Origin of the sequence: Paenibacillus paeoniae (assembly GCF_003388735.1) — a bacterium.
GTDB classification, from domain to species: domain Bacteria; phylum Bacillota; class Bacilli; order Paenibacillales; family Paenibacillaceae; genus Pristimantibacillus; species Pristimantibacillus paeoniae.
In genome coordinates this window covers 175,996-189,255 of the sequence record NZ_QUBQ01000005.1, presented here as the reverse complement: position 1 = coordinate 189,255, position 13,260 = coordinate 175,996, and the positions used below count along the sequence as shown (strand labels likewise).

Sequence of the window (13,260 nt, the reverse complement as noted above, 5' to 3'; positions counted from 1 at the left end):
CTCCTTCTCTAGCATTGTCCCTGACATTATACACTAGTGAGCTTGGTTGTTGATGAATTGCTGCTCCACCAGCTTGGCGTACAGCTTATGATTTTGCAACAGCTCATCGTGTGTCCCTTGACCGGTCACTTCACCCTTCTCCAGAACAACAATCTTATCCGCGTTACTGATTGTAGACAGGCGATGAGCGATGACAAGTGTCGTTCTGGCTTTCATCAGCTCGTTCAAGGCCTCTTGAACCAGCTTCTCGGAGTCGCTGTCCAGATGCGCCGTCGCCTCATCCAGCAATAGAATATCGGGATCGCGCAGCAGCGCTCTTGCGATGGCCAGACGCTGGCGTTGACCGCCAGAGAGCTTGACGCCTCGCTCCCCCACTTCCGTCTCTAAACCTTCTGGCAGCGAAGCCATAAATTCGGTCAGGTTGGATTGTGCGAGCGCCTCTCTGATTCTGGACTCTTCTACCTCATCAAGACCGTAAGTGAGATTATGGCGAATCGTTCCCGCCATCATCGGGCTATCCTGAGACACATAAGCGATGCGGCTGCGCCAGTTATCCAAGCCGATATCCGCAATCGGCACATCACCGTAACGTATAACCCCTTCATTGGGGTTATAGAATTGCTCGATCAGGGAGAATAGCGTCGTCTTGCCGGTTCCACTGGGCCCTACAATAGCGGTCATACCGCCGGGCTGGGCGTGGAAGGTCAGATTTTGGACAATGGGCCTATCAGCCGAATAAGCGAAGCTTACTCTATCAAAGGCCAGCGTCAGACCTTTATCCAGCGTCAAAGACTGTCTCTTCACGCGGGAAGCCGATGCGTCTGCCTCCGCCGGCTCATCCATCAGCTCAATGATCCGCATGGATGCGCCCATCGCCTTCTGGAATTGCGTAAAGAAGGACGCCATCTGCGTGAACGGCATAACGATTTGGAACATGTATAATATAATGGCGACCAAATCACCTGTGGACAAAGAATCCTGCGCAACTCTCACACCGCCGTATCCAATGAGTAGAACGAGGATGAGCAGCATGACCGTCATCATAAGCGGCGTTACGATGGACATGATTTTGGCTTCCTGCAAGCCGAAGCGGAACAAGCTCTTAATCCGCCCTTTGCCTTGCTTGTATTCCACCTCTTCCGCCAGTGAAGCCTTAACAAGCCTAATGTCGGACAATACCCGCCCAAGGTCGCCCTGAAACAGCGCCGTCTCGTCCTGCATAGACTTGGAGATTTTGAACATCTTGGTGCCGAGCGGCCAAAGAATAAGCATCGCGAATGGCACAGCGATGAACATCAGTACTGTCATCTTCCAATCGATATAGAGCAGAATAGCGACTCCACCGATAATAGAGACGATGCCGCCGAGGAAGGAAATCACATGACTGATAATAAAGTCCTTAATGATATTCGTATCGTTCGTTACACGGCTCATCGTCTCCCCGGATGTGTTCCGATCGAAGAACGGAACGGGAAGGCGAAGCACACGCTCCCAAAGCTCCTTGCGTATGCCTCCGATAATGAATTGGCCGACATAGGACATCGTATAAACCGAAAATCCGGACGACGCCGTCTGCAAAATAAATACGGCTGCGAGCGATACGATCGTAAGGGTCTCCAGTGCGGATGACGAAAGCTGCTCCACGACGTTTTTCGTTAACAACGGTATAAGCAGCGACATCACGGTCTCCAGCAGTCCCAGTGCGATAGCCGCCCCAATAAGCCACCTTGCCGGTCTATGCTTGCCAATCAGTGAAAAAAACGGTTTAACTTCCATCGCTATTCCCCCCGTCTACCCTATTTTCCAATTCTCTATTTTCCAGCTCTCTCTTCTCCAGTTCATTCATGACAGCTTGTACAAAGGCTTCCTCCTCCTTCGATAGGCTGTTCTGGAACAAAACAGGGTCCAGAAACTGTTCCATCTCCTGCTCCAGCTCCAATATCTCTTGCTCGCTCAATTGACTAATAGCGGAACCAAGCGTTTCTTCCACAATTTGCGCCATCCGGCTGCCTGCAGCCAGCACTTCCGGATCAGTCGGGCTCTTGCCGGCCCTGCAATGCGACAATAGCTCGACGAGCGAACTGGTTATCTTGCGATCCCGCTCCAGTCCAACCTCTTTGGATACTCCCTCATGATAGATTGCATCTACGAGTACAGCGGGCATGCGCTCTAATAAATATTTCTTTTGAACCTCTTCATTCTGAATGTTGTGGATGAACATCAACAGCAAGGCGCTATCTACTTTTCCCGTTCCATCTACATAGCTTCTCAGCCGCTCTATCGCTATAATCGCTTGCTCCAACTGCTGACGCTTCTTCTTGAGCAGCTCGTATTGAGTCGAAAGCGAATGCTCCAGATCAGCCCCCGGCTCTGCGAAGTGTTCCCCGATTTCCTCCAAGCTGAAATCCAAATACTTCATCGTCAAAATTTGTTGCAGCCGAAGCAAGTCATGCTCCATATAATAACGATGTCCCTGAGCGTTCCTGCCAGAAGGTGTTAGCAGACCCTTCCGATCATAAAACCTCAGTGTACGCTCTGTTACGCCAGTCAGCTTGGCGAATGCCCCGATAACGTACGTTTTTTCCGAATTCGATTTCATCTCCATCCCCTCCGCCTCCTCTCTCTATACTACGAGCATAGCACTTGACGTAACGTCAAGCACAAGTCTTTTTTTGAAAAAAGTCCAGTCTTGCAAAGCTTGTCTTCATCAGTCGAATAATGGATAAGCGTTCCGAGAAATTTGGTTTTAATTGCAGGATTCCTCTATATAATGAAATGTGGCTCTCAAGCTACCTATCCCATTCGGAAGGAGCGATTGATGTGGAGAACAACCCGGTTCCGCCGTCATTCGGCGAAGGAAGCCCTCAACATACTTATCACCAATATTCTTTGCAGCAGTCCCAGGAAACGGCGCCCATTGTATCGGTAAAGGAATGGATGCTCACGATGCTGCTCATGATCATACCGGTGGTCAATATTGTGTTGATGTTCATATTTGCTTTTGGAGAAGGCAATCCTTCGAAGCAAAATTACTTCAAGGCTGCGCTAATTTGGGCAGCCATCGTTCTTGCCTTCTATCTGCTCATTGTGGTACTGCTGTTCGGCACCATTTTTACGACTACCTTTTAGCAGATTACCTGTAGGCATGGACCTGCCATCCCTCGTTCCCATGGCTAGCATCATAAAAAAGGCATAGGAGCCTGCCAGAATCACTCTGGCAAACTTCTATGCCTGTTCGCATACGGTTAAGATTTTTCCCCTTTAGGCGCTGCCTTCTTCGGCGTTGCGATTGGTTCAGGTGTCGCTTTCTTCTCCGGTGCGGCGGTTGGCTGAGGCGTAGGTTCCTCTTGCCTTTGCTCATTTCTTTCCTTCCAATGATGCTTCTCCTTATCGTTATGAGCCTTCTCCAGCTCCTCGCGCAGCTGATCCTCCGTTTTTCCCTTCGTCTCAATGCCATGCTTATCTGCGATCTTCTGCAGATGCTCCAGACGCTTCGCCCTATGCTCGGCTTTGAAGGCTTCCCACTTCTCCTTATTCGCTTCCTTCGCGACGAGGAGCTCCTTCTTCAATTGATCCGCAGTCTTGCCCTCTGTCGAGATGCCGAAGTAGACGGCCATTTCCTGTAATTTCTTCAACCGGTAAGCCTCGAATTGCTCCTTGGACATCCCGCCGTGATGATGCCTGATGTTCTTGTCGTCCTGAAGCACCGGCCCTTCCAGCATCTCGGATACGGATTGATGCTCCGCATAGATCGCAGTTTGGGACGTGCCTACGGAAGCTGCAGCGATACTAATTGCCGCGGCCATAATCAGGTATATGTTGATCTTCCTCATGTGCTGCTGCCTCACCCTTCTGTCGCAATATATGGCGAGTCGAACGCGATAACGCATTCCCCTCATTTGGAATATTGTTCCCATACACGCGACCGGGTAGACATCATTCGACTATTTAAGACTCCGCTACGACCTCTTCGATCATCTGGAGCAGCTCCTCCTTGGAGAAATGCTCGCCGATAAATACCGCAACATCGTTCACTTTTCCTTGGGGCTCGATACGGATGAAATCAGATTCCTTATAAGCATATTGGAACAGATAACGGCTGCCGCTGGAGGTATCTGAGAAGGATACGACACCTTTCGCACGATAGATCGAATCTGGCAATTGCTGAAGCAGTGCCTCGAAAGCGTCGCTTTGAACAGGCCCGTCAAAATAATGGGTGTACGCCATGACATGCCCGTGGCTGTGGTGATGTTCTTCATGTCCGCCCTGCTCATGCTCATGTGCATCCGTAGCCTTGGAGACAGCCGTCTCGCTCAACCACTCCCAATCCACGATCCCACCACGAACCGTGGGCACAATGACCGCATGAGCATTGAGCTCCCTGAGCAATTGCTGGGCTTCCACCAGCTGCTCCGGCTCCAGCTTGTCTGTCTTGTTCAACAATAGGAGCGTAGCGCATCTGATCTGCTCCACCATAAGCTTATAGGTCCGTCCCTTGCCCAGCTTTCTCCGCTCCAGCAGCTCGGGCCCGTCTACAACCGTAATGACAGAACGAAGCTCCAGAGAAGTATACATCGCTGCGTCAGTCACCCCATCCAGCGTCTCCATCGGATTCGCCGCGCCCGTCGATTCAATAATGATCGCATCGGGATGATGCTGCTGAATCAAGGATGCGATCTCTACACCGAGATCGCCGCGAATGGAGCAGCAGATGCATCCGCCCAGCATCTCAGCCATGGGAACATCACGATCCAGCAGTTCGCCATCCAGATTGATATCGCCCAATTCATTCATAATGACAGCCGGACGTTTGCCCTCCTGCTTCAAATGAGACAGCAAATTGGATAAAAATGTCGTCTTGCCGCTGCCCAAAAAACCAGACAATAAATAAATAGGCGTTTTCGTTGCTTCCCTATTAGGTTGACTCATGATCCAAATCTCCTCATTCCGTTTCTAGTGCATGTTGCCAAGCAATTGTCCCAGCGCCTTCGCCTGCGCTTCCTGAATACTGGCAGCTATCTTCTCCGGATCTCCTCCCTCCAACAGCTCACGCAGCCCATTATTGACCGCTTCCGCTCCTTCTGTCGTCAGCACCCCGTCATATACAGGAGTCAGACTGACGCTATTCACCAAATCGTACACTTCCGCAAAGATCGGGGATACTTTGCTCTTGTCGAGCTCAAGCTTATAGCTGACCAGTTGATTGCTCTCCAGCGTACGCTGCTGAGCATCCGGGCCGGACATCGCATAGATAAGCTCATAAGCGGCTTCTTTGTCTGAACCTTCCGCATGAATGCCCAGCGCCATGCCGGAACCGACAACGCCTGCTAATGTATTGGGATCTCCCTTGCCATCCGGGATGGCTGGAAGCAGCGCCGCTCCCATCTCGCTCATCGCTTCCAGGCTCGCGTTTGCTGCCAAATTGGTGAGCGCCCATCCGCCATCAATCATCATAGCCGACTCGCCTCGGGCGAACATCAGCTCCATCTCTATGTTATTCATGTGTTGATAGCCCTTCTGGAAAGCTCCCACCTCGCCAAGCTGTTTCATATATTTCAGCGCCTCAATAAACGTGGCGTCTGTGAATTTGGCCCCTTTTTCCTGGTTCGCCGCATTTATCAGCCATTCGGTCCCCGTCACACGGTCGGCAATTGAGCTGAAAATGCTGGATTGAGCTGGCCATCCCGCCTTATTGCCGAGAGCAATGGGCGTAATACCTTTGCTATTGAGCTTTCCGACCATGTACATCAGCTCGCCCCACGTCGTCGGTACGCGCAGTTCGTTCTCTTCGAATATCCGCTTGTTGTAATACAAGATGGAGGTAGGTGACAAACCCATCGGCGCGCCATAGACAAGCCCGCGATCCTTGAACGCTTCCAGCGAGTTCGGCAGGAAGCCATCCCTCCACTCAGGGTATGCGTCAACCAGATCATCGATCGGTTGAATCAGAGATGCCGCTGCGTACTCACGAGTCATCGCCCCGCTCCATAAGACGAACACATCCGGGATATCGCCCCCTTCGGCGCTCTTCTTCAGTCGGGCGCGATATTCGTCCGGCGGTATCGCCTGTACGTCAACTTTAATGTCAGGATGAGCTTCTTCGAATTCCTGTATGATCGACCGCATCGTCTGCGCGCGCAGATCATCACCGGTGAAATTATGCCACAACGAAATGGTTGCCTTTTCGCTGCCGGTCTTGCCAGCCTCCCATACCTTCGAGATGCTGCAACCTGCCGACACGGCAATAAGAACGGTCAAGGCAATGACAGCCGTTACAGTCCTTTTCATCCCGCGTTTCCTCCCACATGATAGATTAACACTCTCCCCTTAACCCCTGCGACGGTATTCCCATGGCGTAAAGCCTGTATGATTTTCGAATAATCCGCTAAAAAACTCCACATCTCCATAACCCACACGACTGGCAATTTCGCTAAATGACGCATCTGTCTCCTTCAACAGTTCCATTGCCTTCTCTACTCTGGCCTTCGCGACGAACTCCGCATAGGTGTGTCCGGTCTCCCGGCGGAACACTTCGCTGAAGTGATGCAGCGTAAGCTGGACCCGTTTAGCGACGAGCGACAGCGACAGGTCTTCTTCGAGATGTTCATGTATGTAGGCGATCGCCCGATTCATAGGCGGCATGCTGTGATGGCCCGATGCTGTCAAATAATGCTTCAATAGCTCCAGCATACGGCTCAGCATCTCCTCGCCTCCATTCTCGGCTGCGAGTTTTAAAGAAATAGGCTGCGCTTTTATCGCCTCAGGTGACTCAGCACCCGCCTCTTGCAACAAGCGACGGATCGCTTCCTCCCCTGCTTGCAAGACAGAGTTCAAATAAGCTTGATACGATTCCGGGGTCGTCTCCTCATCCGATTCCATTTCCTTGACGATACCATCCAGCCAAAGATGAAGAGCTTGTGCGTCTCCATCCACCAACAGTTCGCCCAGACGTTCCTTCTCCCATGGCGTACATGCTCTGCGGCTCCCCTTGCGTCTGCTGACGGCACGACTGTCGATCATTCTGACTTCGGGCAGAAGCCCCTGATACAGGAACGTATGCAGCGCGCTGTTGATGGAGTGCTTCAGCTCATCCAGGCCGCCTACTTCTTCGCCTATGGCCACATGCAGCTTGCATTTGAGCTTGATTTCGATTCGCTGCAGCATAGCCTCCAGCTTGATCAAGCTGTCTTGCTCCCCCTTCATCAGAGGAAGAATCAACAGAATGTGATCCTCCCGCAAAGCGGCCTCTCCCTCGACCAGCTCATCAATGACATTGTGGGCAGCGAATAACAGCAGCTTGCCATATCCATTCTCCGTTCCCCAGCCGGTAGCTCCAATGCAGCAGACCACATAACGCGAGGCTGTGTCCATCCTCAGCCTGGGCAGCAGCCGCAAGCTCTGGCGCATCGTCGTATAATCCACCTCACCGCCCTGGATCAGCGTCTCAATGAGCTTCTCACGCAATTCATCCCGATTGCCGCTCTCTCCCCGCATAACGATTCTCTCACGCGCAGCGCCGACGGCACCCATAATTTCGTCAGGACGGCTAGTCTTGAGCAAATAGTCGCTTACGCCTTCTGTAATGGCCCTTCTCGCATACTCGAATTGATCGTAACCGGTCAAAATAATGACTTCCGTGCTAGGGAGCAGCCTCTTCACTTCTCTGGCCAAGTCGAACCCGTTCAATCCCGTCATCTGTATATCGGTCAACACGATATCCGGTCTCTCCGATTCCAGCCTTGCGATCGCCTCCTCGGCGGATGCTGCTGGCCGAAGCAGCTCATATCCGTATTCCGACCACGGAATCACCGTGCTGAGGCCTGTGCGAATAATGACTTCATCATCTACAATTAATAGTTTCATTCCGACTCCGCCTCCTCTTTCCGCGCTAGAGGTATAGCGAAGGATACCTTCGTCCCCTCTTGGTAAGCACTCTCAATGCACAAGCCCGATTCTATGCCATAATGCAGCTGCAGCCGCTTGTGCACATTGCGCAGACCGTAGCTTCCTCGCTCCAGCTGTTCCCAGTCCCGCTTCTGGTCTTCGGGACCTTGGAGCTCTCTCTTGATGTCCGCCAGCTTATCGGACTTCATGCCTACACCGTTGTCCTCCACGCCAAAGAGCATCCGTCCCGCTGCTCGCTTCGCGGTCACTTTGATCTCCCCAGCCTCCGGCTGCTGCTGTATGCCATGAATAAGCGCGTTCTCGATCAAGGGCTGAAGCAGCAGCTTCAGCATTCGCTCCGCATTCAGCTCCGGATCAATCTCGAGCTTGATCCAGAACTTGCCTGGGAAGCGTATGGATTGAATATTGGCATAGTGCTTGGCATGAGCTACCTCTTGCTCTACGGAACAGAATTCTTCGCCCTTGTTCAAGCTGAATCTAAGAAAATCGCTCAAACTTCCGACCATATCGGCAATTTTGTCATCCCTGTTCATCAAGGCCATCCAATGAATAGAGGATAAGGTGTTATACAAGAAGTGAGGATTGATCTGCGCTTGCAGCGCTTGCATATCCGCTTCCTTCTTGCTTGATTCCTCATGCTTGACCTGCTCCGTAAGATGGACAATACGGTCACTGAGCTGATTGTAGCTCCGAACGAGCTGGCCGACCTCATCCATCGATTCCACCGGATACGTCTGAAGGGAATCCTCAGGATTGGAGCTTTTCAAGAAACTTGTAAGCATCATAAGCGGATTCGTAATTCTTTGCACAAAATAAAGGACAAGAACAGAAGCAATAAGCATAGACACGCCAATAACGGCAACCATCAGCTTCAGCACATAGCTGTTTTCATTGCGGAAATCTTCCATTGGCATCGTGCCCGTCAACGTCCAATCCACGCCTGTGACCGTGTCATAGAGCACTGTCCGCTTATCTTCCCCAGTCCCATCATATAACCAGCCCGCTGCGTTCTCAAGCTGCGCATCTGTAAGCTGATCGCTAAGCTTGCCGTCCTGATAGGGAACTTGACCCGCTCTGGCCAAAATCATTCCTTCACTGTTGGTAAGCGATACCTCACCGTTCTCAGAAATACTCGCTTCATTCAAAATTCGTGTCAGCGCACGTTCGTTCAAACTAATGACTATCGTTCCTAGCTGCTTGTAATTGGTTAAGCTGCGGATAGGCCGAACCAATGAAATCACATGATTGGTGCCAGTTGCCGTATCCGTCTCATAGTTGCCTGTCCAAAACTTGGTTTCCGATTGAAAATGTGTGATCCGTTCATCTACGCCAGGCAGGTCTGTATAAAATATCGTCGTATTCGATATCGGCGGAGAAGAATGAACCGGATATATAGTAATATCGGAAATATATGGCTTGGAATAGACCAAATTAGATAAAAACTCAATCATTTTTGTTTGTTGAACAGGATCCGTACCCGATCCGCTCAAAAAGTGCTGCACATCCTTTTGTCCGATCAGAAATAGCGATAAATTTTCGGCGTCCTGTACGATGAACTCCATATTGGTCGCCATTTGCCTCAATATTCCGGTACCGGACTGCTTGGCCTTCTCTTCCGTCGCGGTCGCCGCCATATGATACGCGAACAAGCCCAGGGCAAGTAAGGGGATCAATACAGCTAACAATAAAAATACGGACAGCTTACGTTTCAACGAGCTGCTAATCCAACGCATGTGATCTCATTCCTCCCACCAAAAACCTCTATTTAGAATGACCAATCCGGCCAGTCGCTATCTGCACTACTGCCTGTCATACTTTTTTTTAGTATAACAAAATTTTAGTTTGATTTTTGGGTTGTGTAGGTGTACCATGTGGACTAGATAAAGGTTAGAGGTATGGAAAGGGGGCGTACGTTGGAGACTATATCCCAGGAATTTATATTTTTTGCCGAGCTTGCCAAAGGCATGGCCGCTCAGTTCGGGGACAATTGCGAAGTGGTCATTCATGACTGGTCCAAGCCTTACGACAGCACCATCGTCGCGATTGAGAACGGGCATGTAACCGGACGCAAAGTCGGCGATCCCAGCACCAATCTTGGACTGGAGATTATGAGGGGTACATCCGACGGCGACAATCGCCACAATTACATCACCCAGACTTCGGACGGACGCATACTCCGTTCTACCTCGATGTACGTGAAAAACAAAACAGGCCAAATTATTGGAGCTGTATGCATTAATCTGGACATTACCGATCTTATGATGGCGGAGAAGACGCTTCAGTCCATTACGGGCAGCGGCCTCCAGCCTATCCGCGAATCGTTCGTCAGCAATGTGAACGAGCTGCTGGATACGCTCATCATGGAGGCTCAGGAGACGATCGGCAAACCGCCGGCACTCATGACCAAAGAGGACAAGATCCGGCTGATCCAGCTCCTGGACCAGAAAGGCGCTTTCCTGATCAAGAAATCGGGCGAGAAAATATGCGGGTACTTAAGCATCTCCAAATTCACACTATATAACTACTTAGAAGAATCTAAATCATAAAGGAACATAGGAGGTTATTACACAATGAGCCGTATCGCAAGCACAATCGCTGCAGCCGTCGAGACACCTAGCGTCGTGATTTCCCTGCAAGCGGTTGAATCCAACATTGCCAGGATGGCAGAAGCGATCAAGAAGACCGGTGTTCAGCTTCGTCCGCATGCGAAGACGCATAAGCTGCCGCAGATGGCCCAGCGCCAGCTTGATGCCGGTGCTATCGGCATTACGGTAGCCAAAATTGCCGAAGCGGAAGTGATGGCAGCGGGGGGCATTACCGATATATTTGTCGCTTATCCGATCGTCGCACTATCCAAGCTGGAGAGAGCCATCAAGCTCGTACAATCCGGTGTTCGCCTCATCATTGGCGTGGATAGCCTGGAAGGAGCACTGCGCATCTCGCAAGTCGCAACCAAGCACGGAGTGCAACTGGAAGCCAGAATGGAGATCGAATCCGGCTTGAACCGGACGGGTGTGGATGCGGCAGCTGCACCAGCTCTCGCGCAGCAAATCTCCAAGCTCGATGGCGTCTTGCTGAGCGGAATCTTCACTTATCGGGGTGCAATGCTAAGCGGCTCGGCAACGATGGATCTTAAGGCAGCAGGCCATGAGGAAGGTCGCCTCATGGTGCAGACGGCCGAAGCCATTCGCGCTGCCGGCGTGAACATTCGCGACATAAGCGTCGGCTCCTCGCCAACAGCTCTGTACGCAGCAGAGATCGAAGGCATTACAGAAGTCCGTCCCGGCACTTATATTTACCAGGATGTCATGCAGGCGGCATTCGGATTATGCGAGATTGACGATTGCGCAGGCGCCGTTATAGCGACTGTCGTCAGCCGCCCTACGCCAACCCGAATTGTCATCGACGGCGGCAGCAAGACGTTCGCTACGGACGTGCAGCCGGACAAAGCGCCGCTTCATCTGAAGGGCTTCGGTCATATCCTCGGCGATCCCGATGCTGTGTTCGAGCGCATGAACGAAGAGCATGGCGTCATCTCCGTCCAAGCCGACAGCCCTTATGAGGTCGGCGACGTCATTGCCATTATTCCCAATCACATCTGCAGCACGATTAACTTGCATAACTTCGTCTATCTGCAGCATGCCGACGGCACATTGGCTCAAGCGCCTGTAGCCGCACGCGGTCTGCTGGAGTAGCGTCATACGAGAGGAGATTGGCTAACTATGCTTGACTTAGTATTAAAGAACGGTAAAATTGTCGACGGAACCGGAAATCCTTGGTTTCGGGGAGATATCGGCGTGAAGGACGGCATTATCGTATCGGTAGGCAGCATTGATCAAGAAGCGCATAAAGTCATCGACGTCGGCCGTCAAATTATTTCCCCGGGCTTTATCGACGGCCACTGCCACTCCGATCTAATGATTCTGGACCATCCGGACAGCGACATCAAGCTGCAGCAAGGCGTAACGACCGAAGTTGTAGGCAACTGCGGTCTGGCTCCGGCTCCGCTTGTGCCAAGCAATGCGGAACTGCTGAAAACCTACATTCAGCCGGTAGTCGGCAATACAAGCTGGGAGTGGCCTTGGGAGACGGTCGGTCAGTATATGGACCATGTCGCCAAATCCTCCATCTCCGAGCATATCGCTACTTATGTCGCGCATGGCGCGCTGCGCATCGCCGTTATGGGCTTCGAGAACCGCCCTGCTACAACGGCCGAGATTGCGCGTATGAAGGAATTGCTGGAGGAAGGTCTCCGCGCAGGAGCTATCGGCTTGTCTATCGGTCTGCTCTACGCACCAGGCAGCTATACCTCCCGCGAAGAGCTGGCCGAGCTTTGCAGCGTTCTTCCGAAATACAACGGGCTTCTGTCCACTCATATTCGCGGCGAAGGCAATAACCTGCTTCCTTCGGTAGCGGAAGTCATCTGGATTGCCGAGAAAACAGGCATCTCTCTGCACATCAGCCATTTGAAGGCAGCAGGCAAGATCAACTGGGGCAAAGTCATGGATGCGCTTGAGCTTGTCGAAGAGGCAAGAGCGCGCGGCATGGATGTGACCGTCGATGTCTATCCGTACAATGCGGGATCCACGACATTGACAACGGTTCTTCCTCCATGGGTGCTGGAGGGCGGCATTGAGGCGACGCTTGAGGCTTTCCGCAACCCAAGCCTGCGTGCACGCATTAAGGAAGAGCTTAGCCACGAGCAGACAGAATGGGATAATCTCGTATGCTCCACCGGCTGGAATAGCGTTATTGTTTCTTCCGTCAATTCGGACAAAAACAAGCATCTTGAAGGCAAGCCAATCTCGGAGATCGCAGAACTGCGCAGCCTGCACCCTGTAGACTGCATGATGGATCTGCTGCTGGAGGAAGATGGTCAAATTGCGATTGTCTACTTCCATATGTCCGATGATGATGTGAAGCAAGTCATCTCCTACGAGAAATCGCTTATCGCATCCGATAGCTTGAACTGTGAGATCGGCAAGCCGCATCCTCGCACATACGGCACATTCCCTCGCGTCTTCGCCAAGTATGTGCGCGATGACAAAATTTTGTCGCTGGAACAGGCGGTACGCAAGCTGACCTCCTTCCCGGTTCAACGCTTTAAGCTGGGCAAACGAGGTCTTCTTGTGCCAGGCTATGCTGCGGATATTACCGTTTTCGATATGGAAACAATCCAGGATACGGCTTCTTTCGCCGATCCGCGCCAATTCCCAACTGGGATCTCTCATGTCGTGGTCGGAGGCCAGCTGACTTTGTCGCATGGCGTCCATACACATAAACGCGAAGGCTCGTTAATTCGGGCTCAGCACTGCTGCTCTCATCACCATTAATGCAGCAACCAAATAAGATTTA

The 13,260-nt window shown here is 51.7% G+C and carries 11 protein-coding genes; 4 read left to right on the top strand and 7 right to left on the bottom strand.

Annotated features, from left to right (window positions below):
• Nucleotides 1-33 precede the first annotated feature (33 nt).
• Both DX130_RS21230 and DX130_RS21225 read right to left on the bottom strand, forming a co-directional pair.
• Nucleotides 34-1,776, bottom strand: coding sequence for an ABC transporter ATP-binding protein (locus DX130_RS21230; protein ID WP_116048798.1), 1,743 nt, complete (start codon nucleotides 1,774-1,776; stop codon nucleotides 34-36).
• Nucleotides 1,766-2,605 carry a MerR family transcriptional regulator gene (locus tag DX130_RS21225; RefSeq protein WP_116048797.1) on the bottom strand — a complete coding sequence of 280 codons (840 nt, stop codon included), beginning with the start codon at nucleotides 2,603-2,605 and terminating at the stop codon, nucleotides 1,766-1,768. The genes DX130_RS21230 and DX130_RS21225 overlap by 11 nt, the downstream gene beginning before the upstream one ends.
• 215 nt (nucleotides 2,606-2,820) lie before the next feature.
• On the opposite strand from DX130_RS21225, the gene DX130_RS26735 reads away from it, so the two are divergent.
• Complete coding sequence (locus DX130_RS26735; protein ID WP_240644625.1) at nucleotides 2,821-3,129, top strand: hypothetical protein; 309 nt, start codon at nucleotides 2,821-2,823, stop codon at nucleotides 3,127-3,129.
• 116 nt (nucleotides 3,130-3,245) lie between these two features.
• Here DX130_RS26735 and DX130_RS21215 read toward each other — a convergent pair whose 3' ends face one another.
• The 5 genes from DX130_RS21215 to DX130_RS21195 form a co-directional block, all read right to left on the bottom strand.
• Nucleotides 3,246-3,833, bottom strand: coding sequence for a hypothetical protein (locus DX130_RS21215; RefSeq protein WP_116048795.1), 588 nt, complete (start codon nucleotides 3,831-3,833; stop codon nucleotides 3,246-3,248).
• 115 nt (nucleotides 3,834-3,948) lie between these two features.
• The gene (locus DX130_RS21210; protein WP_116048794.1) at nucleotides 3,949-4,929 is read right to left on the bottom strand and encodes a CobW family GTP-binding protein; all 981 of its coding nucleotides are present in this window, start codon (nucleotides 4,927-4,929) and stop codon (nucleotides 3,949-3,951) included.
• 24 nt (nucleotides 4,930-4,953) lie between these two features.
• Nucleotides 4,954-6,288 (bottom strand): extracellular solute-binding protein, encoded by a 1,335-nt coding sequence (locus DX130_RS21205; RefSeq protein WP_116048792.1) that lies wholly within the window; start codon nucleotides 6,286-6,288, stop codon nucleotides 4,954-4,956.
• Between the two features lie 39 nt (nucleotides 6,289-6,327).
• Entirely contained in the window at nucleotides 6,328-7,863 is a 1,536-nt protein-coding gene (locus DX130_RS21200; protein WP_116048790.1) for a response regulator, read from the bottom strand.
• Nucleotides 7,860-9,638 (bottom strand): cache domain-containing sensor histidine kinase, encoded by a 1,779-nt coding sequence (locus DX130_RS21195; RefSeq protein ID WP_116048789.1) that lies wholly within the window; start codon nucleotides 9,636-9,638, stop codon nucleotides 7,860-7,862. The genes DX130_RS21200 and DX130_RS21195 overlap by 4 nt, the downstream gene beginning before the upstream one ends.
• A gap of 180 nt (nucleotides 9,639-9,818) precedes the next feature.
• Between DX130_RS21195 and DX130_RS21190 the strand changes: the two genes are divergently transcribed.
• From DX130_RS21190 to DX130_RS21180, 3 genes are read left to right on the top strand one after another with little or no spacing between them, the layout of a single operon-like run.
• Complete coding sequence (locus DX130_RS21190) at nucleotides 9,819-10,451, top strand: helix-turn-helix transcriptional regulator (protein WP_116048787.1); 633 nt, start codon at nucleotides 9,819-9,821, stop codon at nucleotides 10,449-10,451.
• Between the two features lie 24 nt (nucleotides 10,452-10,475).
• A complete protein-coding gene (locus tag DX130_RS21185) occupies nucleotides 10,476-11,600 on the top strand; it encodes an alanine racemase (protein ID WP_116048786.1) in 1,125 nt (374 codons plus the stop codon).
• A gap of 27 nt (nucleotides 11,601-11,627) precedes the next feature.
• Entirely contained in the window at nucleotides 11,628-13,238 is a 1,611-nt protein-coding gene (locus DX130_RS21180) for an N-acyl-D-amino-acid deacylase family protein (RefSeq protein ID WP_116048784.1), read from the top strand.
• The last annotated feature ends 22 nt before the right edge of the window (nucleotides 13,239-13,260 follow it).

Coding starts and splice junctions, on each gene's coding strand:
- DX130_RS21230 (WP_116048798.1), bottom strand. CDS start 1,776: ATGGAAGTTAAACCGTTTTTTTCACTGATTGGCAAGCATAGACCGGCA.
- DX130_RS21225 (WP_116048797.1), bottom strand. CDS start 2,605: ATGGAGATGAAATCGAATTCGGAAAAAACGTACGTTATCGGGGCATTC.
- DX130_RS21215 (WP_116048795.1), bottom strand. CDS start 3,833: ATGAGGAAGATCAACATATACCTGATTATGGCCGCGGCAATTAGTATC.
- DX130_RS21210 (WP_116048794.1), bottom strand. CDS start 4,929: ATGAGTCAACCTAATAGGGAAGCAACGAAAACGCCTATTTATTTATTG.
- DX130_RS21205 (WP_116048792.1), bottom strand. CDS start 6,288: ATGAAAAGGACTGTAACGGCTGTCATTGCCTTGACCGTTCTTATTGCC.
- DX130_RS21200 (WP_116048790.1), bottom strand. CDS start 7,863: ATGAAACTATTAATTGTAGATGATGAAGTCATTATTCGCACAGGCCTC.
- DX130_RS21195 (WP_116048789.1), bottom strand. CDS start 9,638: ATGCGTTGGATTAGCAGCTCGTTGAAACGTAAGCTGTCCGTATTTTTA.
- DX130_RS21185 (WP_116048786.1), top strand. CDS start 10,476: ATGAGCCGTATCGCAAGCACAATCGCTGCAGCCGTCGAGACACCTAGC.
- DX130_RS21180 (WP_116048784.1), top strand. CDS start 11,628: ATGCTTGACTTAGTATTAAAGAACGGTAAAATTGTCGACGGAACCGGA.